We start from the raw sequence: 20529 nt of genomic DNA on the forward strand, positions 1-20529 counted from the left end.
TACAACCGGAACGGTCTAGCCTTGCCCCAACCAATTGCATAATGCAAGCACACAGGACGGGCGACCATGGCGAAGCTGCGCGCGCACAACATCTCCCTCTCCCTGGACGGCTGTGTCGCCGGACCGAACCAGGGACGCGACAATCCGCTGGGCGAGGGCGGCGAGGCGTTGCACGAGTGGCTCTTCGCGACCCGATACGCCGACGACAAGGGCGGTCCCGGCGACGGCGAGACCGGAATCGACAACGACTACGCGATCGCCGGGGATGTCGGCATCGGCGCGACGATCATGGGCCGCAATATGTTCGGCCCGATTCGCGGACCGTGGCGGGGCGAGAGCTGGACAGGCTGGTGGGGCGACAACCCTCCCTACCACCACGACACTTTCGTGATGACGCACCACCCCCGCGCCTCGGTGCCGATGGAAGGGGGAACGACCTTCCATTTCGTCGACGGCGCCCTCGACTCGATCCTGGGCGTGGCATTCGAAGCCGCGCGGGGCAAGGATGTGCGTCTGGGCGGCGGGGCGGAAACGATCAGGCAGTTCCTGCGCGCCGGACTGTTGGACGAGATCCACCTCGCGGTCGTACCGATCCTGCTCGGGTCCGGCGAGCGTCTCTACGACGGTCTCGGCCTGTGGCCGGGTTACGAGGTCACCCGCGTCGATCGTTCGCCGCGCGTCACCCACGTCACGTTCGGCAGGACGGCCTGACCCCGGACGTGGCGACGGCCCCCGCACCGGAGGGTACGGGGGCCGTCGAAGCCTGGTCGCGATCAGAGAGCGCGGCCGCTGCGATCAGAGAACGCGCACGTCCTGGGCCTGCGGGCCCTTCTGGCCCTGGCCGATCTCGAACTCCACGCGCTGACCCTCATCGAGGGAACGGAAGCCCGAACCGCTGACAGCCGAGTAATGCACGAAGACGTCGGGGCCTCCGCCGTCCTGCGCGATGAAGCCGAAGCCCTTCTCGCTGTTGAACCACTTCACAATGCCTTGAGCCATTTCATACTTTCTGTTGACGAGCCAGATTCTGGCAAAACGGAATGCCCTGGTCTCGTACATCAACGATGCCACGATCCGTGGAATTCCTCCACCTGCGCCGCCGCCCACTGTGAGCTATCCCTCGCCGGAGACACGAATATGCGTGCGATCTCCCAAAAGGGGCACACATCACCGAATACGGGGCGGATTCATCGACCGCGCAGGTAGCGCAGCTGATCCCGCTTCCCGGCCCGGTACTCGGCGGCCCCGGAAAGATGGTGTGGCACACCGACTTCCCACCAGGCCCCGGATTCGGTCCAGACGCGCGGATCGGTGCGGACCACCACGACCGAGGGCCGCGACACCGCGGCGGCGCGGGCCCGCGCGTACGCGTCCCGGAATTCGTCCGGCGCGGACGCGGTGAAAACCGTGCAGCCGAGCGCCCGCGCGTGCGCGGCGAAATCGACCCTCGGCGGGGCCGTGCGCTCGGTGCGGCAGTCGGCGAAGAAATTGTTGAACGCCGTGCCGCCCTGGCCCTCCTGTAGCCGGGCGATCACCGCGTATCCGTCGTTGTCGCAGACCACGGCCACGAATGGATGCCCGGCGAAAGCGGCGGAGAAGAGTTCGGAATTCGCCATCAGATACGAGCCGTCGCCGAGCAGGGTCGTCACCAGACCGTCCGCGCGCGCCATCGCGGCGCCCCACGCACCGGCGAGTTCGTAACCCATGCACGAGAAGCCGTACTCGACGTCCATGGACGACGAGCCGCCCGTCGCCCGCCAGCCCCCGACGAGTTCGCCGGGTAGGCCGCCCGCGGCGGTCATGACGTAGTCACCGGCCTCGCTGAGTTCGTTGACGACTCCCACCACCTGGGCGTACGTCGGCATCCCGGTGACCGGAGCGCGCAGCGCGTCGATCCGCGCGTCCCAGGCGACGCGCAGTCGCGCCGCGCGAGATGTCCAGTCCGGGTCGGCGGCCCACCCCGGCGGGGACAGTTCGGGCAGGGTCGCTGCGGCGTCACCCACCACGGCGAGGGCGCCGTGTTTGACCGCGTCGAAACGGGCGGTGTTGACGGTGATCAGCCGGACGCCCTCGGCGAAGACGGACCAGGACGCGGTGGTGAAATCCTGGAGACGGGTGCCGACGGCCAGCACCACGTCCGCCTCTGCCGCGAGGGTATTCGCCGATTCCGACCCCGTGACACCGAGCGGCCCGGCGTAGAGCGGGTGATCGTGCGCGACCAGGGTGCGTCCCGCTGTGGTCTCCGCGAGGGGTATGCCGTGCCGTCGCGCGAGTTCGGTCGCGGCCGTCGCCGCCCCCGAGTACCGCACGCCCCCACCCAGCACCAGCAGCGGCCGCCGTGACGTTCGCAGCAGCGCCGACGCAGCGTCGAGTTCGCGAATATCGGCGCGGGGACGTGGAATTCGGTGCACGATCGGCTCGAAGAGCGTCTCGGGGAAATCGAATGTCTCGGCCTGCACATCCTGCGGCAGGGCAAGGGTGACCGGTCCGGTCTCCGACGGGTCGGTGAGCACGCGGAGCACCTGGGGAAGAGTCGCGAGCAACTGTTCGGGGCGGGTGATCCGGTCGAAGTATCGGCTCACCGGGCGGAAGGCGTCGTTCACGGTGGCGGTCGCGTCGCCGAAATGCTCGACCTGTTGCAGGACCGGATCGGAGGCCCGGCCGACGAAGGTGTCGCCTGGCAGCAGGAGCAGCGGAAGACGGTTCGCGTGGGCGACGGCCGCGGCGGTCACCATGTTCAACGCCCCCGGACCGATGGAGGAGGTCACCACCCCCACCTGCCTGCGGTCGGTGGCCTTCGCGTAGCCCACGGCGGCCAGCGCCATACCCTGCTCGGTCTGACCGCGCCAGACCGGGATCTCGGCGACGCGCTCCTGGAGAGCGGTGCCGAGGCCGAGCACGTTTCCGTGCCCGAAGATGGCGAAAACCGCGGGGAACAGCGGGACTTCGCGTCCATCGATACCTTCCGAACGCTGGGCGATCAGCCATGCCACCAGTGCCCGAGCCGTGGTCAGTTCCATACGGGCCGTCCTTCGGAGAACACGTTCACGGACGCCTGCCCCGATGGTCGGTGACCGGGCAGCGCGGATCGGCGGGCTCGTCGCGCCAGCGCTCGCGGATCCAGGTGTGCGCGGGGTCGTCGCAGAACGCCATCGAACGCTGCGGAGCGGGGCCCGCGAGCACGTTGAGGTAGTACATCGGATATCCGGGCGAGGCGACGCAGGGGCCGTGGTATCCGCGCGGGATCAGGAAGACGTCGCCGTCGCGGACCGCGACGTTCTCGTCCAGCGCACCGTCGGCGGTGTAGGTGCGGTGCAGGCCGAAACCCGCACGCGACGGCATGATTCCGTCGCGACCGGCGATGCGGAAGTAGTAGATCTCCTCGTTGACGACCTCGCAGTCGCTCACCTCGTCGTGTTTGTGCGGCGGGTAGGAGGACCAGTTACCGTCCGGGGTGATCAGTTCGCAGGCGTTGAGTCTGTCGGCGTGGTCCCAGACTCCGGGGACGCCGAAATTGGTGACCTGGCGCGTCGCCTGTCCGGCACCGCGCACCTCGACGGGAACGGCTTCGGCCGGACCGTATTTCGGCGTCAGCCTGCGCTCGCATCGGGCCATGGGTAGCGCGGCTTCGAGGCCGTGCGCGCTCGACAGCCGGACTTCCGCGTCGCGCGGGATGTAGGCGAAATCGGTGACCCGCGTGAACACCGAATCGCGGCCGCGCAATTCGAGGGTCAGGCCGTCGACGTGGACGGTGCCCGATCCGGCCAGTGGCACGACGAAGGCCTCGGAATCTCCGGTGTACAGGATGCGCGTCGTCCCGGCGGGTATCAGGACCACGCGGAGGCCGGTGTAGGACCACCCGGCGTCGTCCGGTGTGAGCGATACCGGGTCGTTGCCGTCTGCGAGCGTGCCCGAAGGGCGGTGCAGTCTCATCGAATCCACGTCCTGTCAAGGGGTTTCATCGGACCTCGTCCTCGGTGCGCATCCACGGCCGACCTGACGCGAGTCGTCGGCGACCAGCATGTGGATTCGAGCGGTCGGCGTTCCCGCGGCCCAGCGGCAAGAGCTCCCCCACGACACCTGACGGTAAAGTAACCGCACCTCGACCAATTGCGCTCGGCGACATCGCCGTACGACGTCGAGTTCCGACCGGGTACGACCGGCTCATCGACACAGCAACTCCTCGATCTCCGCCACGGTGGGCATCGCGTCGGCACAGGCCAGGCGTGACGCCACCAGCGCGCCCGCGGCATTGGCGTAGGTGGCGATGAGGTGCGGGTCCCAGTCCGACAGCAGTCCGTGGACGAGCGCGCCACCGAATCCGTCACCCGCGCCGAGCCCGCACACCACCTGCACCGGACAGGGCGGCACCGTCCAGCGTTCCCGGTCGGTGGCGATCAGCACCCCGTCCGCCCCGAGTTTGACCACGGCCATCCGCACGCCGCGCGCCAGTAGCCGGTCGGCGGCTTCGTCCGGGTCAGCGGTGCCGACCGCGACCCGAGTCTCGGCGCGGTTGCCGACGACGACCGTCACGTGACCGATCATGGCACCTATCTCGCGCGCCGCCGTTTCCTCGTCGGGCCAGAACATCGGCCGGTAATCCAGGTCGAGCACCGTGTGCGTGCGGCGGGCGCGGCGTTCGAGGATCGCGTGCTGGGTGCCGCGAGCCGGTTCGGCGCTCACGCCGGTGCCGGTCACCCAGAGCAGCGGCACCGAGTCCACGACGTCCCACGGCACCTCGGCCGGGGTCAGTGTGAGATCCGGTGCGATCGGCGCGCGATAGAACAGCAGCGGCGGGTCGGCGGGCGGGGTGAGTTCACAGAAGACCACGGGTGTCAGCAGATCCGTGGCGGTGCCGACGTAGCGCGCGGTGACACCGAAACCCTCGAGGGCGGTGCGGACGTAACCGCCGAAGCCGTCCGGGCCGACCTTGGTGAGCACCCCGCTACGCCTGCCCAGACGCGCGGCGGCCACCGCGACATTGGTGGCGGTGCCACCGAGGGATTTCGCGAAGGTCTCGACCTCGGCGAGCGGGACACCGCTCTGCTGCGGATACAGGTCGACGCCCACCCTGCCGACGGTCAGCACTTCGAGATCGGTCATCCGCTCGTATTCCCTGTTCGAGCCGTGGAGCGGTCCTGCCGCACAACGCGAAGCGGCCTGCGCGTCGCCGGCGATCCGACGCTTCGATTCCTCACCACGCCACCCTTCGCGCCGATTGATATCGCCGCACACGCGCGAAGCGCCGGATCGGCGCGAGGCATCGTCGTCACCGGTAGACCGGCGCCGAATCCGCCGCGAACCCCACGGCGGACAGATAGTCGAGGCTGACCCGCATATCCCCGCTGGGTGTTTCCGCTGACGCACCGGTATCGAGGACGGTGTCCTGTTCGATGACGTACCAGCCGCGATAACCGGCCGACCGCATCACCCGCACCAGCGCCGCGATATCGACATCCCCCGCCCCGAGCGGCGCATACAGTCCACGTCGGACGGCATCGCTGTATTCGATACGTCCCGAACGGATTTCGTCGAGGACCGCCAGGCGGACATCTTTGAGGTGGATGTGGCCGATCCGGGCGGAGTACCCGCGCGCCAACAGAACCGGGTCGGTGCCGCCGACGAGCAGATGCCCGGTGTCGAGGCAGAGATCGAGATCGGAGTCAGCGAGGAACCGTTCGACCTCGGGTTCGGTTTCCACGTGGGTGCCGATGTGGGGGTGCAGCACCGTGCGCACGCCGTCGGCGGCGGCGATATCGCGAATGGCGGCGGCGGTCGTCACCAGCGTCCGCCATTCGGGACCGGTGAGTCGGGGGCGCGTGTCGTAGCCGGTGAGGCCGGTGGCCGCCGCGAGGACCAGGACGTCGGCGCCGCACCCGGCGAATATCGCCACGGTGTCGCGTGCCAGCGCGAGCGCGCGTTCGGGTTCGCGGTGCAGCACCGTCGCGAGGAATCCGCCGACCGCCTCGATACCGAATCCGTCCAGCAGCCCGCGCGACACTCCCGGTTCCGTGGGCAGATATCCGGGCGGGCCGAGTTCGGTGGCGGTGATGCCGAGCGCGGCCATCTCGGCGAGCACCGTGCGCGCGTCGAGCAGGTGCCCCCAGCCCGGGACTTCGCACACACCCCAGGAAATCGGTGCGGCCGCGATACGCGGCGGGTCGAGAGATTCGGTCATCGGACTCTCCGGCCTTCGACGTGCGAGTGGACTCCGACTGTTGGAGCGCTCCAACTATGTAACGCACACCACAGCATGTCAAGGGGCGCGCCGCCGAGGCATTTATAGCGATCTACCTGCGTATTCGCCCATCTCGGCCGTCACTCGCCCGAGAGCTCACGCCATTGGAGCGCTCTATTGCCGGGGCGGCGCCGTGCTTGTAACCTCCGTCACGGCAGGTCGAACCGAACCGACGGCGGAGGCGAGATGGGACGTCCGACCATGGACGACGTCGCCGCCCGCGCCGGCGTCTCCCGAGCGCTGGTGTCCCTCGTCATGCGGGACTCACCGAAGGTCAGCGCGCATCGTCGGCGGGCCGTGCTGGCCGCCGCGAAGGATCTCGGCTACCAACCGCACCTCATGGCCCGCTCCCTGGCGGGCGGGACCTCCGATATCGTCGGGGTCATGGTCTCCGACCTGCGCAACACCTTCTTCGCCGACGTGATCGACGGCATGGACGCGGCGGCGCGGCAGGCAGGCCTCGAACTCATCCTCAACACCGGTCGCCGCAGCCCGACACGAGAACGCTCCGCGCTCGAAAGCCTGCTTGCCTTCCGCCCCGGCGGCATCGTCCTGCTCTCCCCCGTTCTCCCCGCCGCCGCCATTCGCGAAGCGGCACAGCGGAGTCCGGTGGTGCTGGTCTCCCGAAGTTCCACCGCCCCCGATATAGACACCGTCAACGACGACGGCGAAACCGGATCGGCCCTCGCCGTCGACCACCTGGTCCGCCTCGGCCACCGCCGCATCGTGCACCTCGACGGCGGCGGCGCCTCCACCTCCGCCGCCCGCCGTCGCGGCTATCGCGACGCGATGCGACGACACGGCCTCGAACCGATGGTGCTGCCGAGTGAACATACCGACTCCGCGGGCATGGCGGCCGTCCACAAACTCCTGAACCTGTTCTCCCACGGCGATTTCCCCACCGCACTGGTCTGCGGCAACGATTTCAACGCGATCGGCGCGATGTCCGCCCTCGAAGAAGCCGGACTGCGGGTTCCTCGGGACGTCTCCGTCGTCGGCTACGACAACACCTCACTCGCCGCCCTGCGCCACCTCTCCCTCACCACCGTCGACCAGCCGCGCGTCACGATGGGCAGGCTCGCCGTCGAAGCGCTCGCCGAACGTCTGCGCCAAGGCCGCACCGCCCCCGTGCGCCACCGCGTCGAACCCACCCTGGTCGTGCGCGCGACCACCGCACCGATCCCCGTGACAGACAACGACATACCACCGCATCGGTAGGAGGAGAGTCGATGACATCCCGAGGCATCGTCACCATCGGACTGGCAGGCACCGGCCGAATCGGGAAGGCCCACGCCGAAACCCTCAGGGTTCTCCCACAGGTCGACCGCGTACTGGTCACCGATATCGACACCGCCCGCGCCGACGCCACCGCCGACGCGCTCGGCGTCGAAGCCGTCCCCGACATCGAAACCCTCCTCGCCGCCGACCTCGCCGGCCTGGTCATCGCCACCGCCACCGACTCCCACCCCGACCTCATCATCCGCGCCGTCGACCTCGGCATCCCCGTCTTCTGCGAAAAGCCGATCGCCGCCGACCTCGCCGGAACCCTGGAAGTCCTGCGCCACCTCGAAAACACCAGCGTCCCCGTACAAATCGGCTTCCAACGCCGCTTCGACCCCGGCTACCACGCCGCCCGCGCCACCGTCAGATCCGGCGAACTCGGCCGACTCCACACCCTGCGCGCCACCACCCTCGATCCAGCACCGCCGACCGCCGCCTACATCCCCCACTCCGGAGGAATCTTCCGCGACTGCGGCATCCACGACTTCGACATCATCCGGTGGGTGACCGGGCGGGAAGTGGTCGAGGTGTACGCGCGGGGGGCGAACCGCGGAGATCGGATGTTCACCGAAGCGGGTGACGTCGACACCGCCGCCGTCATCCTGACGCTCGACGACGACACCCTCGCCACCGTCTCCCTCTCCCGCTACAACGGCGCCGGGTACGACGTGCGACTGGAAGTGCTCGGCTCACGAGCCAACGCCGTCGTCGGACTCGACAACCGCGCACCACTGCGGTCGGTAGAACCCGGCCACCCCACCTTCGCCCCACCCGCGTATCCCAGCTTCATGGATCGCTTCCGGCGGGCTTATACCGAGGAGTTGACCGCGTTCATCGGGGTGGCGACCGATGGACACGAAAATCCCTGCGCGCCTTCGGAAGCGCTTGAGGCTTTCTATGTCGCCGAGGCGTGCGAGTTGTCCCGGGCGGAGCGTCGCCCGGTCGCCGTCGCGGAGGTTCGGGACCGAACAGCTGTCGGCCGGCACCTCTGAGGCAGGGTCCCATCGCAGCGTCTCCTCCACCGCCACATCCCAATCGACATCACCGGAGCTGACCTGCGCCAACTGCTCCGGATTGGTCAGCAGCGCGCGAACCGCGCAGAGGATGAGACCGATCGTGGTCTCGTGGCGCCACGCCCACCGCTACACCAGACAGGCGTCATCTTGCTACGTCACGACTCCGATCGGCCGACGTCCGATCGGCCGGTCGCGGATCGGTGCCGCACAGTCGCGGCGGTGAGGGTGCCGTCCGGATGGCCGGGAGCCATCCGGCCTACACGGACAATCCCCAACCGAATCGACAGCATTCCGCCACCCTGAACCAACAATGTCCGCCCAGACCGACTTGTCCACAGCCCCACCCCTATCCCCAGCCTCACCGTTTCCCCAGGTCGCCGCCCACCCGCCGCATTCGAGCCCATGCATGCTGCGCTCATGACCTACGGAATCGCCACCCGTGCAGAATTGCTGGCGCAAGGGTTGGCGGCAACGACCATCGATGATCGGTGCCGTCGCGGCGTCTATACCCGGATGCTGCCTCGCACCTACTGCCTGGGCGTTCCGAGTGGACTGGCCCGCTGCGCCGCCGTCGTCGCCTGGATTCCCAGCGCCCGGATGAGCCACCGTACAGCGGCCTGGCTGCACATGATGCTGCCGGAACCCACGGTGTTCGAGGCAACCATCCCTCGAGCTGTGCATCGGGCTACGCCGAAGTGGCTGAAACTCTATCGACGTGACCTGCCTCCGACTGCAATCGACGAGATCATGGGCATCCCGACGACGACCGATGCCCGGACACTGCTGGACTGCACAGCGGTGATGCCGGACGCCGACGCCGGAGCGATGGTCGACAGCCAACTCCACCGTGCAGTCTCCGGAACCGAAGCGCTGATGCTGGCCCACTCCGGCGAGGTCGGTGCACCGGCCCTGCGTCGACAACTTCGCATCGCCGCATTACATTCCGCGTCCGAACCGGAGCGGCTGTTCGCCCGAGCACTGGCCGAACGCCACCTGCGACTGCTGCCCAACCATCCGGTCGGGCAATACATCTGCGATTTCGTCGATGAACGTTCGCGCACGATCATCGAGATCGACGGTCGTGCATTCCACAGCGAACCCGCCACTTTCCGCAACGACCGCCGTCGCCAGAATCATCTGACGCTGGCCGGGTGGATGGTGCTCCGCTACGCCGCGGCCGATGTGTACACCACGCTGGATGCCTGCGCTGACGAAGTGGCGGCAGTGGTTCGACGTCGCCGCCGGTCGAGGCCGGTCTGAGCGGACACTCTGGCCAACATTCGCCAGGTATCTGTCGGTATCTGCGGAGAATGACCGGTTAGGCCGGAGCCACTCACCGCTCCAAAAGCTCGCGCAACTCCGCCGGTTCCAGCCACTTCTTGCGGTAGTGGATCATGCTGTGGCAGTTGGAACACAGCAGGATCAAGTCCGCCAGTTGTGTTGTCGTTTCGCCCGAGGCGTGGAGTGGAACTACGTGGTGGCACTCGATGAATCCGTGGCCGTGGCTGCCGTAGACTTCTTCGAAATCGAAGGCACAGAGCTGGCAGCGGACACGGTCGTGGGAATCGAGGAAATCTGCGATCTTCCGGGAGCGAAGCTTTCTGTCTCTTTCTCTCCTGAGGTGTCGCGTAGCGAGTAGACCGCCCTCCTTTGCGCCCACGTCGCCGACGAAAGCGATGTCCCAGGCTTCTCTGCTCAGCTCCGATGTCAATTCGCCGGTGGCAACGCCTTCCTGGATCGCTATGGCAGCCATATGCATTTCGAGTGGCGTCGTCAGGAAGTCTGCCAGCACCTCACGGTCCAGTTTCGAACCGCGTGTCGGATCACGGGAGTAGTCCGGATGAATGGTGACGAGATCAGCGGTCTTGCGGGACACACTGCCGAGGCTTCTGAAACGCGGGCCTCTCTTCTCCGCAGGATGGATGCGCAGGCTGCGCAGTAGGTCCGACAAGGTCTTTGCCCGGGGATCGTGCTCACGGATCTGACGCCAGCCGTTTTCGACCACGAGATCGCACGCGAGAATCAGTTCGTCCCGTGTCCATTTCGGTTCCGACACCATTGAATCACCCTACGGCGGCGCGGACCGCCTCTCGAATCACAGCGGGACTGTGGATTCATCGGTGTTTCCGGCCTGATTCGCTGAGTGATGCTCAGCGGGAAGGTGCCGTGATGGCGACACTTGATGCCGTGACGAGGAAGAAGAAGCCGACCGAGGCTTCGGCGGAGGAGTTGGCCGCTCAGGAGTTGGTTCGGGTGGCCAAGGAACAGGGTCTGTCGTTGACGGGGCCGAACGGACTGCTCAAGCAGTTCACCAAGACCGTCCTGGAGACGGCGTTGAACGAGGAGATGACCGAGCACCTCGGCTTCGACAAGGGCCAGGCCACGCCCGAGCGGGAAACGAACAATGTCCGTAACGGGACTCGTTCGAAGACGGTGCTGACCGAGGCGACCGGTCATGTCCCGATCGAGGTGCCCCGCGACAGGGACGGCACATTCGAACCGCAGATCGTCAAGAAGCGCCAACGACGCCTGACCGGTGTGGACGAGATCGTGTTGTCGTTGTATGCGAAAGGCTTGACCACCGGCGAGATTTCGGCGCATTTCGCCGAGATCTACGGGGCCTCGGTATCGAAGGAAACAGTCTCACGGATCACCGACAAGGTGATCGCCGAGATGCAGGAATGGTCGGCTCGGCCGCTGGACGAGGTCTATGTGGCAGTGTTCATCGACGCCATCGTCGTGAAGGTCCGTGATGGTCAGGTCGCCAACCGACCGATCTACGCCGCGATCGGCGTCACGGTCAACGGCGAGAAGGACATCCTGGGATTGTGGGCCGGCACCGGCGGTGAAGGCGCCAAATTCTGGCTCAGTGTGCTCACCGACATCCGCAACCGCGGGGTCAAGGACGTGTTCTTCCTGGTCTGCGACGAATTGAAAGGCCTTCCCGACGCGGTCGGCAATGTGTGGCCGCTGGCCACGGTCCAGACCTGCATCATTCATTTGATCCGTAACACGTTCCGGTTGGCGGGCCGTCAGGACTGGGACGCGTTGCGTCGGGATGTGAAACCGATCTACACCGCCGTCAACGCCGCAGCAGCCCGGACGGCGCTGGACGAACTCACCGAGCGGTGGGGAACCAAATATGCTGCGATCACACGTCTTTGGGAGAATTCGTGGGAGGAATTCATTCCATTCCTCGACTACGACATCGAGATACGCCGGGTGATCTGCTCGACGAACGCGATCGAGTCCCTCAACGCGCGATATCGGCGGGCGATCAAGGCGCGTGGTCATTTCCCCACCGAGCAAGCCGCCCTGAAATGCTTGTATCTGGTCACCCGATCACTGGACCCGGCCGGGGCGGGTCGGGCACGATGGACCATGCGCTGGAAACCCGCCGTCAACGCCTTCGCGATCATCTTCGCCGACCGCTGGCCCGACGCCCAAACCTACTGACGCAAACCGCCGGAAACACCCTTGGCGAAACAGTCCCATCACAGCTGCTCACACCGGAAGCAGGCGGCCGATGACGGTGGTGAGTTGTTCGACGTTGCGGCATTCGTGCATGGTGACGTGCTCGGCGTAGACGGCGGCGGCGGAGTCTCCGGTGGACCAGGAGCGGGCGGGTTCGGGGTTGAGCCAGTACACGTTTTTGGCTCGGTCGAGCATCAGGTGGAGGGCGTCGAGGTTCGGGTCGGTGCGGTTGGTGCGGGCGTCGCCGAGGATGAGCAGGGAGGTGCGGGGGCCGAGGGCTTCGAGGTGGGTGGTGGTGAAGGCGCGGAAGGCTTCGCCGTAGTTGCTGCTGCCGAAGCGGGATACGTGGGTTTCGCGGATGATTCGGGTGGCGATGCCGGGGGCGGGTGGGGTGCCAGGGGTGAAGTAGGGGGTGATCTCGTCGCAGGTGTCGACGAAGCCGAAGCTGCGGACCCGGGAGAACTGGTCTTGCAGGGCTTGGGTCAGGTGGAGGGTGAATTCGGCGAAGCCGGTGACGGAGCCGGAGAGGTCGGCGAGGATCACCAGGTCGGGGCGTCCGTGTTTGCGGGCGCGCAGGACGGGGTCGATGGGGACGCCGCCGGTGGCCATGGAACGGCGCAGGGTGCGGCGCATGTCGATGTGGCCGCGGACGGATTTCTTGCGACGGGCGGCGAGGCGGGTGGCGAGTTTGCGGGCCAACGGGGTGACCAGACGGCGCATTTCGGCGAGGTCCTGTTCGCGGGCGCCGAGGAAGTCGACGTGGTCGGTGGCGGATTCGACACCGCGGCGCGCGATGTAGTCGGTGCCGCGCAGTTGTGCCGAACGCAGCATGGCCTCGGTGCGGACGGTGGCGCGGAAGGCGTCGACGCGTCGTTCGGCTTCGATGGTGTGGACGGCGGTGGCGAGTTCGTCGGTGCCGCCCATGGTTTCGGCGATGCGGTCGATCAGTTCTTCGGGGCGCAGGGCTTTCATGGTCTGGTAGGAGGACCAGCCCATGCCGGAGCCGGTGCCGACGGGGTTCGGGGTCGGGCCTGCTCCCGCGCCGCCGTAGCCGCCGAGTCTGGTGAGTGTTTCGCGGGCCAATTCCGTTGTGGTGGTGCGCTCGTCGTCGGCCAGGACCGAGACGACGCGGTCGCGTATGGCCTCGAGCGATTCCGGCTGCTCGGGTGGGTGCGGGTCGATGGTGTCGATGCCGAGGAAGTAGAGGTCGAAGAGTTGGTCGAAGACGGCGCGTTGGCCGTTGCGGCGCAGCAGGGTCGCGGCCAGGCCGGAGCGGAGACGGTGCGTGTCGGTCAGGCCGAGGGCGAGGATCGCTTCGGCGGCGTCGACGGTTTCGCTGGGACCGGCGGTGATGCCGTAGTCGCGCAGGACGCCGACGAAATCGACGAGGCGGTCGGTCATCGGTGCGTGGTCGACGCCGCCCGTCCGGCGCGGTGCCGGGGTCACCACGGCTCGCGATGACATGCGGCGGGCGCTGCCGTGAACCGTGCGGTCGATCGGGAAGCGGAAGTGGTGCGGCGGATACTCCGGCGTCGACCGTCGAGCCGAGCGGACCCGCCGATCGTCACATTCCTCATCGCGAATCATCCCGATCCGGGACGTCGAGCGACAGGCGCTCGACGGCGATGCGGTGGTCCGACTGATATTTGAGCAGCACTCCCAGCGTCGATCGCACCACACCGGTGGTGAGACCCCGTGTCCCCAGCGTCACCAGGGTCCGCGCCCAATCCACGGTTTCGGCGATGGACGGCGCTTTCCGCAGTGGCAGTCGACGCAGGGCGCCCACGACCTCGACGGCGGACGCCGCCGTAGCGGAATCCAGCTGCGGAACTCTCAGACGCACGATCGCGCGTTCCAATTCGGATGTCGGATAGTCGATATGCAGGTACAGGCAGCGACGTTTCAATGCCTCGGAGAGATCGCGGTCGGCGTTGGACGTCAGAATGACGACGGGTTTCCGGACCGCGGTGATGGTGCCCAGTTCGGGAATGCTCACCTGGAAGTCGCCGAGCACCTCGAGCAGCAGGCCCTCGAGTTCGACATCGGCCTTGTCGAGTTCGTCGATGAGCAGCACGGTGGGGTTCGGGTTGCGGATGGCGGCGAGGAGGGGTCGTTGGAGGAGGAACTCCTCGGTGAAGACATGGTCGCGGGCGCTGTTCCAGCCTTCGTCGTCCGTGGCGGTGATGCGTAGCAGTTGTTTGGCGTGGTTCCACTCGTAGAGGGCACGCGCTTCATCGATGCCCTCGTAGCACTGCAGTCGCACCATCTCCGCGTTCGCGGCGCTCGCCACGGCCCTGGCGAGTTCGGTTTTGCCGACACCCGCCGGACCCTCGATCAGCAAGGGTTTGCCGAGACGGTCGGCGAGGAAGACGGCGGTGGCGATATCGGTGGACGGTAGATAGTCCGCGGCGGTGAGCCGCTGGATCACCTCGTCTACCGAATCGAAGAACTTACTCATCGGTAGCCAGTGTAGTTCGGGGGCTCAGCGGCAGAACGGCCCGCCTTGTCGCGCGGTTCAGAATTCCGCAGCCGCCTCCACTCGCCCCGACTCGACCGCCGCGACCAATCCCCGATGATCTTCCACCGTCTGATCCGCGTAGCCCATCGCGAAGTCGGCCATGGCCCGGTCGAAGGCGTCGCCGCCGCCCAGATACGCCGCGATCGCGATCCGGTCGCCGGACCGGGCGTGGGCCCGGGCGAGGGTGTGACCGCACAGCATCGCGTATTTGGCCAGCGCGCCGGGCGACAGGTTCTCCAGTACCGCCGAACCCTTCATATCGCGTAGTTGCCGCCAGTAGAAGTAGCGGCCGTTGGGGCCGGTGGCCCAGCCGAGGAAGATATCGCTCGCGGCCTGCGTGAGGCGCTGACCGTGCACGACGCGGTGGCCCTGGTGTTTGAATTTGCTCGCGGTCAGATGCGGTGCGAGGACCGAGGTTTCGGCCTCTTTCACCTGGAGGAACAGGGGGCTTCCGGTGTCGCGGTCGGCCATCAGGCCGACGAAGCATCGGGTGCCGACGCTGCCGACGCCGACCACTTTGAGCGCGAGGTCGACGAGTTCGTGACGGTCGAGCAGGATCCGGCGTTCCTCGGGGAGTGTTTTGCGGTAGGCCGCGAAGACGGCGTTGATATCGAGGGCTTCCGGTTCGTCGATTCGCACCAGAAGTGGCGGATTCTCCTTGATTCGGGGAACACCGTTCTCGTCCGGCGCGGTGAGTTTGGCGAAGGCTTGCAGGCTGGTCCTCGAACGGGCCTTGCTCAGCGCTCTCTCGACTCCTTCCCGCCGCTTGGGCTTGCGCACCAGTTCGGCGACGGCGTCGGCGTTGACCTGGAGGTACCACACCGCCATGCCGTCCATCTCGGCCAGCCGGAGCATGTGTTCGCGGTATCCGCGCGCGGCTTCCATCGCGGCGTGCTCGGCCTTGGCGTCGCCGTATCCGTTACCCCTCGCGGCGACGGCGACACTGGCGACGAGCCGTTTGACATCCCATTCGAACGGGCCGGGCAGGGTTTCGTCGAAATCGTTGAGGTCGAAGACGAGGGCGCGTTCGGGTGAGGCGAACAGGCCGAAGTTGGACAGGTGCGCGTCGCCGCACAACTGGACGTTCAGTCCGGTGTTCTCGGTGGTGGCCAGATCGGCCGCCATGATCGCGGGGCCGCCGCGCAGGAACGGAAAGGGCTCGGCGACCATCCGCGCGTATCGGATCGGAACCAGTTCGGGAAGCCGGGTGCGGGCCTGGCGTTCCAGGATGGTGATCGGGTCGGTGCGGTTCTTCGGTGGCTGCCAGCCCCCGAGGGCCGAACGTGGTACGCGTTTGCGGGCCGCGCGCCCCTTCTCGACCCCGGAACCAGCGTTCAGCACACCGACCGAATCTGTCATCCGCTCAGTCTTGCCCGGTGGATGCGACATCGCAAGAGTGTGGATCGAATGGGCGTGTTAGGCCAGGTGGGATGAGATTCACGCAGTTCGCCGATGATTAGCCGGATGGGTCGATGTGCCGGCCTACCGTGCTCGGTCACGAATGGCACGGGTTTCGCGTCCGCGGCAGCCACTCTCAGGGCTTCGCCCCATCCCGGCGCGTCCGGTCTCATACCGAAGGATGAATTTTCTTCGGAATCGAGTGACGACCGGTGACCTTTCGATCCGGGTGCGGCACAGTGTGTTCGTGCGGTGGCCGCCGCGTCGGTGAATCGGTCGAGGTTTCCCTCCCTCGGTTCCCGGCCACGCCGCCCGCTGGCCACGACGCCGCGAAGGCAGGCGACGTGCCGAATTTCGAGAAGTTGGAAGGTATTACGTTGTTCACGACGAGAAAAACCCCCACCTCCCGCCGTCTACTGGCGGGATTCGCCATCGCGGGCGCGCTCGCCGCGGTTCCGGTCACCGTCGCGGCCGGGCCCGCGTCCGCCGACCAGGGTCCCGAGGTCACCGAGGTCAAGCACGACAGGCGGGAATGCCGCCACGGCGACCTGTTCGACAATCCCTGGTCGGACCTGTGGGACGACCGGCGGCACGGACCGCGCGACCACTGCGATCCCTGGGACCGGCACGACCCGTTCGACAACCCGTTCCGCCCGCACCGCCCGCACGGCCTGTTCGGCAGCAGCTAGGAAACGCCGATGGCCCGCTCCGATCGGGAGCGGGCCATCGCGCTGTGACGCCGTGACTCAGGCGGTTTCGGTGATCGGGCGATCGACCCAGCTCATCAGGTTGCGCAGCTTGGCGCCGGTGACCTCGATCGGGTGCTCGGCGTTGGCCTTGCGCAGACCCTCGAGCTCCTTGTTGCCGCCCTCGACGTTGGCGACGAGGCGCTTGACGAAGGTGCCGTCCTGGATGTCCTTGAGGATGTCCTGCATCCGCTTCTTCGTGTCGGCGTCGATGACACGCGGACCCGAGACGTAGCCGCCGAATTCGGCGGTGTCGGAGACCGAGTAGTTCATGCGCGCGATGCCGCCCTCGTACATGAGGTCGACGATCAGCTTCAGCTCGTGCAGCACCTCGAAGTAGGCCATCTCCGGCGCGTAACCGGCCTCGACCATGACCTCGAAACCGGTCTTGACCAGTTCCTCGGTGCCACCGCAGAGCACGGCCTGCTCACCGAACAGGTCGGTCTCGGTCTCTTCCTTGAAGGTGGTCTTGATGACGCCGGCGCGGGTGCCGCCGATGCCCTTGGCGTAGGACAGCGCGAGCGCCTGGCCCTCGCCCTTGGGGTCCTGGTCGATGGCGATCAGGGCGGGAACGCCCTTGCCGTCGACGAACTGGCGGCGCACCAGGTGGCCGGGGCCCTTGGGCGCGACCATGCCGATGGTGACCTCGGCCGGGGGCTTGATCAGACCGAAGTGGATGTTGAGGCCGTGGCCGAAGAACAGCGCGTCGCCGTCCTTCAGGTTCGGCTCGATGTCGTTGGTGAAGATGGCGGCCTGCGCGGTATCGGGCGCGAGCACCATGATCACGTCGGCCCAGGCCGAGACCTCGGCGGGGGTGCCGACGGTGAGACCGGCCTCTTCGGCCTTCGGACGCGACTTCGAACCCTCGGCCAGACCGACACGGACCTCGACGCCCGAGTCGCGCAGGCTCAGCGAATGCGCGTGGCCCTGGCTGCCGTAGCCGATGACAGCGACCTTGCGGCCCTGGATGATCGACAGATCGGCATCGTCGTCGTAGAACATCTCGACTGCCACTGTGGTTCCTTCCGGGATGATCCCCGCCCGAGGCGGGGCGCACCGCGCTGCTTGCGCCGTGCATTGGTTGTCAATACGTACATATCGAAATCAGATCCCCGCGGCGGCGGGGAAGGCGCGCTGCGCCGACCGTCGATCGCAGCCAAGACTAGCCGCTGGCCGCGATCGACCGATCAGGCCCCAGCGCGTCGTGGTGCGGACGCCCCAGCGCGTCGCGGTGATCGACGCCCTAGCGTGTCGCGGTGATGGACTTCGGCCCACGACCGACGGCCACCACGCCGGACTGCACGATCTCGCGAATGCCATACGGTTCGAGCATCCGCAGCAGTGCGTCGAGTTTGGACCGGGTTCCGGTCGCCTCGACGGTGAGCGCGTCGGGGGACACGTCGATGACCTTGGCGCGGAACAGCGTCACGGCCTCGATCACCTGGGTCCGCACACTGGCGTCGGCACGCACCTTCACCAGGATCAGTTCGCGGGCCACCGAGGCGTCGGCGTCCTGCTCCACGATCTTGATGACGTTCACCAGCTTGTTGAGCTGTTTGGTGACCTGCTCGAGCGGCAGGTCGTCGACGGTCACGACAATCGTCATGCGGGAGATCTCGGGGAGTTCGGTCCCGCCGACCGCCAGTGACTCGATATTGAACCCGCGTCGCGAGAACAGGCTCGCGACCCTCGCCAGCACGCCCGGCTTGTCCTCGACGAGAACGCTCAGGGTGTGGGTCGTACTCATTCGCTCACCTGGTTCTTCTCTTGCGCGGCCTGCCCCTGGGCCAGGGCCTCGTGGATGACCGCGGGCTCGGCGGCCTGCTCGTCCTCGTCGAAGAGCGGACGGATGCCACGCGCGGCCATGATCTCGTCGTTGCCGGTGCCCGCGGCGACCATCGGCCACACCTGGGCGTCCTTGCCGACGATGAAATCGATCACCACCGGGCGGTCGTTGATGGACTGCGCCTCGCGGATCGCGGCCTCCACGTCCTCTTCCTTCTCCACCCGGATGCCGACGCAGCCGAGCGCTTCGGCGAGTTTCACGAAATCGGGGATGCGCAGGGTGTGCGTTCCGAGATCGGTGTTGGAGTAACGCTCCTGATAGAACAGGGTCTGCCACTGCCGGACCATGCCCAGGTTGCCGTTGTTGATCAGCGCGACCTTGATCGGCACGCCCTCCACGGCGCAGGTGGCCAACTCCTGGTTGGTCATCTGGAAGCAGCCGTCACCGTCGACCGCCCACACTTCTTTGTCCGGCGCGCCCATCTTGGCGCCCATGGCGGCCGGGACGGCGTAGCCCATGGTGCCGAGACCACCGGAATTGAGCCAGGTGCGCGGCTTCTCGTACTTGATGAACTGCGCGGCCCACATCTGGTGCTGGCCGACGCCCGCGCAGTAGATGGCGTCGGGTCCGGCGAGCCTGCCCAGCGCGTCGATGACGTACTCCGGTGACAGCGAACCGTCGCTCGGGGTGCTCCAGCCCAGCGGGTAGCTCTTGCGGACGCCGTCCAGGTACGTCCACCAGGCGGCCAGATCCAGCTTCGGCGGACCGGCGGGATCGGATTTGAGCGTTTCGATCAATTCGGCGATCACCTCGCGGCAGTCACCGACGATCGGCACGTCGGCGTGCCGGTTCTTGCCGATCTCGGCGGGGTCGATATCGGCGTGGATGACCTTGGCGCCCGGCGCGAAGGAGTCGAGCTGACCGGTGACGCGATCGTCGAAACGCGCGCCGAGGGTGATCAGCAGATCCGACTTCTGCAACGCGGCGACCGCGCCGACGGTGCCGTGCATACCCGGCATGCCCATGTTCAGGTCGTGGCTGTCCGGGAACGCGCCGCGGGCCATCAGCGTGGTGACCACCGGGATTCCGGTCAGTTCGGCCAGTTCGAGCAGCTGGGGCGAGGCGTCGGCCTTGATGACGCCGCCGCCGACGTAGAGCACCGGCTGCTTGGCCTCGAGGATCATCCTCGCGGCCTCGCGCACCTGCTTGCCGTGCGGTTTGGTGACCGGACGGTAGCCGGGCAGCCTCATCTCCGGCGGCCAGCTGAAGGTGGTCTGGGCCTGCAACACATCCTTGGGAATGTCGACGAGCACCGCGCCGGGGCGGCCGGTCGACGACAGGTAGAACGCCTCCGCCATGATGCGCGGGATGTCGATGCCCTCGGTGATGAGGAAGTTGTGCTTGGTCACCGGCATGGTGATGCCGGAGATATCGGCTTCCTGGAACGCGTCGGTGCCGATCAGGCTGCGCCCGACCTGGCCGGTGATGGCCACGATCGGGACCGAGTCCATCTGGGCGTCCGCGATCGGGGTCACCAGGTTGGTCGCGCCGGGGCCGGAAGTGGCCATACACACACCGACCTTGCCGGTGGCCTGGGCGTAACCGGTGGCCGCGTGGCCCGCGCCCTGCTCGTGGCGCACCAGCACGTGGCGCACCTTGGTCGAGTCGAAGAGCGGGTCGTACACCGGAAGGATCGCGCCGCCGGGTATGCCGAATACGGTGTCGACGCCGAGCTCCTCGAGCGCACGGACGACGGACTGCGCGCCGGTGACCCGCTCGGGCGGGACCTGGCGGCGGTTCGCCGCGGTGGTGGCCGCTGCCGCGGCTTGCTGACTCGAGGGCGCAGGCCTGCGGGCCGATGGCCCGGGCCGTGCGGTTGGTGCACTCACCGTCTTCGTTCCTAACTGTTCTCGTACTCGACCCCGGACAAATGCTGATCAATTCGACATGACCGACAAACACGGTCGGACTTTCGCCCGAACACAAAAAAGCCCCCGTCAGCACAGGGCTGAACGAGGGTGGCGCGTCGTAACGCGAGCTGACGTATTCGACTCAGGCAGTCAGGCTCAACG

At 67.1% G+C, this 20529-nt stretch carries 18 protein-coding genes; 6 read left to right on the top strand and 12 right to left on the bottom strand.

Features of this window, described 5'->3' with window-relative positions; all coding sequences use genetic code 11:
- Nucleotides 1-66: 66 nt before the first annotated feature.
- Nucleotides 67-711, top strand: a complete 645-nt coding sequence (locus DAT37_RS29000; protein ID WP_109528068.1) for a dihydrofolate reductase family protein — start codon at nucleotides 67-69, stop codon at nucleotides 709-711.
- Nucleotides 712-795: 84 nt separating this feature from the next.
- On the opposite strand, the gene DAT37_RS29005 is transcribed toward DAT37_RS29000, so the two are convergent.
- The 5 genes from DAT37_RS29005 to DAT37_RS29025 all read right to left on the bottom strand — a co-directional run bounded on the left by DAT37_RS29005 (nucleotide 796) and on the right by DAT37_RS29025 (nucleotide 6178).
- The gene (locus DAT37_RS29005; protein WP_014987157.1) at nucleotides 796-999 is read right to left on the bottom strand and encodes a cold-shock protein; all 204 of its coding nucleotides are present in this window, start codon (nucleotides 997-999) and stop codon (nucleotides 796-798) included.
- A 188-nt stretch (nucleotides 1000-1187) separates the two neighbouring features.
- Nucleotides 1188-3020, bottom strand: a complete 1833-nt coding sequence (gene iolD, locus DAT37_RS29010; protein ID WP_109528069.1) for a 3D-(3,5/4)-trihydroxycyclohexane-1,2-dione acylhydrolase (decyclizing) — start codon at nucleotides 3018-3020, stop codon at nucleotides 1188-1190.
- Nucleotides 3021-3045: 25 nt separating this feature from the next.
- Nucleotides 3046-3933 carry a 5-deoxy-glucuronate isomerase gene (iolB, locus tag DAT37_RS29015; protein ID WP_109528537.1) on the bottom strand — a complete coding sequence of 296 codons (888 nt, stop codon included), beginning with the start codon at nucleotides 3931-3933 and terminating at the stop codon, nucleotides 3046-3048.
- Nucleotides 3934-4164: 231 nt separating this feature from the next.
- A complete protein-coding gene (iolC, locus tag DAT37_RS29020) occupies nucleotides 4165-5103 on the bottom strand; it encodes a 5-dehydro-2-deoxygluconokinase (RefSeq protein ID WP_109528538.1) in 939 nt (312 codons plus the stop codon).
- 166 nt (nucleotides 5104-5269) lie between these two features.
- Nucleotides 5270-6178 carry a TIM barrel protein gene (locus DAT37_RS29025; RefSeq protein ID WP_109528070.1) on the bottom strand — a complete coding sequence of 303 codons (909 nt, stop codon included), beginning with the start codon at nucleotides 6176-6178 and terminating at the stop codon, nucleotides 5270-5272.
- A gap of 246 nt (nucleotides 6179-6424) precedes the next feature.
- On the opposite strand from DAT37_RS29025, the gene DAT37_RS29030 reads away from it, so the two are divergent.
- From DAT37_RS29030 to DAT37_RS29045, 3 genes are all read left to right on the top strand, one after another.
- Entirely contained in the window at nucleotides 6425-7456 is a 1032-nt protein-coding gene (locus tag DAT37_RS29030; protein ID WP_109528071.1) for a LacI family DNA-binding transcriptional regulator, read from the top strand.
- Nucleotides 7457-7467: 11 nt separating this feature from the next.
- Entirely contained in the window at nucleotides 7468-8511 is a 1044-nt protein-coding gene (locus DAT37_RS29035) for a Gfo/Idh/MocA family protein (RefSeq protein ID WP_109528072.1), read from the top strand.
- A 441-nt stretch (nucleotides 8512-8952) separates the two neighbouring features.
- A complete protein-coding gene (locus DAT37_RS29045) occupies nucleotides 8953-9795 on the top strand; it encodes a DUF559 domain-containing protein (RefSeq protein ID WP_232840061.1) in 843 nt (280 codons plus the stop codon).
- A gap of 73 nt (nucleotides 9796-9868) precedes the next feature.
- Here the strand turns inward: DAT37_RS29045 and DAT37_RS29050 are convergent, their stop codons facing one another.
- Complete coding sequence (locus DAT37_RS29050) at nucleotides 9869-10594, bottom strand: HNH endonuclease (protein WP_109528073.1); 726 nt, start codon at nucleotides 10592-10594, stop codon at nucleotides 9869-9871.
- 107 nt (nucleotides 10595-10701) lie between these two features.
- On the opposite strand from DAT37_RS29050, the gene DAT37_RS29055 reads away from it, so the two are divergent.
- On the top strand, nucleotides 10702-11991 hold the full coding sequence (locus DAT37_RS29055) for an IS256 family transposase (protein ID WP_109528074.1): 1290 nt from the start codon (nucleotides 10702-10704) through the stop codon (nucleotides 11989-11991).
- A gap of 48 nt (nucleotides 11992-12039) precedes the next feature.
- Here the strand turns inward: DAT37_RS29055 and DAT37_RS29060 are convergent, their stop codons facing one another.
- The 3 genes from DAT37_RS29060 to DAT37_RS29070 all read right to left on the bottom strand — a co-directional run bounded on the left by DAT37_RS29060 (nucleotide 12040) and on the right by DAT37_RS29070 (nucleotide 15886).
- Nucleotides 12040-13410 (bottom strand): vWA domain-containing protein, encoded by a 1371-nt coding sequence (locus DAT37_RS29060; RefSeq protein WP_109528540.1) that lies wholly within the window; start codon nucleotides 13408-13410, stop codon nucleotides 12040-12042.
- A gap of 172 nt (nucleotides 13411-13582) precedes the next feature.
- Nucleotides 13583-14467 carry an AAA family ATPase gene (locus DAT37_RS29065; RefSeq protein ID WP_109528075.1) on the bottom strand — a complete coding sequence of 295 codons (885 nt, stop codon included), beginning with the start codon at nucleotides 14465-14467 and terminating at the stop codon, nucleotides 13583-13585.
- A gap of 57 nt (nucleotides 14468-14524) precedes the next feature.
- A complete protein-coding gene (locus tag DAT37_RS29070) occupies nucleotides 14525-15886 on the bottom strand; it encodes a DUF2252 domain-containing protein (protein WP_109528541.1) in 1362 nt (453 codons plus the stop codon).
- Nucleotides 15887-16302: 416 nt separating this feature from the next.
- Between DAT37_RS29070 and DAT37_RS29075 the strand changes: the two genes are divergently transcribed.
- Nucleotides 16303-16614 (top strand): hypothetical protein, encoded by a 312-nt coding sequence (locus DAT37_RS29075; protein ID WP_157978767.1) that lies wholly within the window; start codon nucleotides 16303-16305, stop codon nucleotides 16612-16614.
- Between the two features lie 57 nt (nucleotides 16615-16671).
- On the opposite strand, the gene ilvC is transcribed toward DAT37_RS29075, so the two are convergent.
- The 3 genes from ilvC to DAT37_RS29090 all read right to left on the bottom strand — a co-directional run bounded on the left by ilvC (nucleotide 16672) and on the right by DAT37_RS29090 (nucleotide 20346).
- Complete coding sequence (gene ilvC / locus DAT37_RS29080) at nucleotides 16672-17673, bottom strand: ketol-acid reductoisomerase (protein WP_198654520.1); 1002 nt, start codon at nucleotides 17671-17673, stop codon at nucleotides 16672-16674.
- Nucleotides 17674-17914: 241 nt separating this feature from the next.
- On the bottom strand, nucleotides 17915-18418 hold the full coding sequence (ilvN, locus tag DAT37_RS29085) for an acetolactate synthase small subunit (RefSeq protein ID WP_040708923.1): 504 nt from the start codon (nucleotides 18416-18418) through the stop codon (nucleotides 17915-17917).
- Entirely contained in the window at nucleotides 18415-20346 is a 1932-nt protein-coding gene (locus tag DAT37_RS29090) for an acetolactate synthase large subunit (protein ID WP_109528078.1), read from the bottom strand. The genes ilvN and DAT37_RS29090 overlap by 4 nt, the downstream gene beginning before the upstream one ends.
- Between the last annotated feature and the right edge of the window lie 183 nt (nucleotides 20347-20529).

The sequence above is a fragment of the Nocardia aurea genome, assembly GCF_003123685.1.
GTDB lineage: Bacteria > Actinomycetota > Actinomycetes > Mycobacteriales > Mycobacteriaceae > Nocardia > Nocardia aurea.

What these genes read in the sequence shown, in the direction of transcription:
- DAT37_RS29000 (WP_109528068.1), top strand. Translation starts at nt 67, where the DNA reads ATGGCGAAGCTGCGCGCGCACAACATCTCCCTCTCCCTGGACGGCTGT.
- DAT37_RS29005 (WP_014987157.1), bottom strand. Translation starts at nt 999, where the DNA reads ATGGCTCAAGGCATTGTGAAGTGGTTCAACAGCGAGAAGGGCTTCGGC.
- iolD (WP_109528069.1), bottom strand. Translation starts at nt 3,020, where the DNA reads ATGGAACTGACCACGGCTCGGGCACTGGTGGCATGGCTGATCGCCCAG.
- iolB (WP_109528537.1), bottom strand. Translation starts at nt 3,933, where the DNA reads ATGAGACTGCACCGCCCTTCGGGCACGCTCGCAGACGGCAACGACCCG.
- iolC (WP_109528538.1), bottom strand. Translation starts at nt 5,103, where the DNA reads ATGACCGATCTCGAAGTGCTGACCGTCGGCAGGGTGGGCGTCGACCTG.
- DAT37_RS29025 (WP_109528070.1), bottom strand. Translation starts at nt 6,178, where the DNA reads ATGACCGAATCTCTCGACCCGCCGCGTATCGCGGCCGCACCGATTTCC.
- DAT37_RS29030 (WP_109528071.1), top strand. Translation starts at nt 6,425, where the DNA reads ATGGGACGTCCGACCATGGACGACGTCGCCGCCCGCGCCGGCGTCTCC.
- DAT37_RS29035 (WP_109528072.1), top strand. Translation starts at nt 7,468, where the DNA reads ATGACATCCCGAGGCATCGTCACCATCGGACTGGCAGGCACCGGCCGA.
- DAT37_RS29045 (WP_232840061.1), top strand. Translation starts at nt 8,953, where the DNA reads ATGACCTACGGAATCGCCACCCGTGCAGAATTGCTGGCGCAAGGGTTG.
- DAT37_RS29050 (WP_109528073.1), bottom strand. Translation starts at nt 10,594, where the DNA reads ATGGTGTCGGAACCGAAATGGACACGGGACGAACTGATTCTCGCGTGC.
- DAT37_RS29060 (WP_109528540.1), bottom strand. Translation starts at nt 13,410, where the DNA reads ATGACCGACCGCCTCGTCGATTTCGTCGGCGTCCTGCGCGACTACGGC.
- DAT37_RS29065 (WP_109528075.1), bottom strand. Translation starts at nt 14,467, where the DNA reads ATGAGTAAGTTCTTCGATTCGGTAGACGAGGTGATCCAGCGGCTCACC.
- DAT37_RS29070 (WP_109528541.1), bottom strand. Translation starts at nt 15,886, where the DNA reads ATGACAGATTCGGTCGGTGTGCTGAACGCTGGTTCCGGGGTCGAGAAG.
- ilvC (WP_198654520.1), bottom strand. Translation starts at nt 17,673, where the DNA reads ATGTTCTACGACGACGATGCCGATCTGTCGATCATCCAGGGCCGCAAG.
- ilvN (WP_040708923.1), bottom strand. Translation starts at nt 18,418, where the DNA reads ATGAGTACGACCCACACCCTGAGCGTTCTCGTCGAGGACAAGCCGGGC.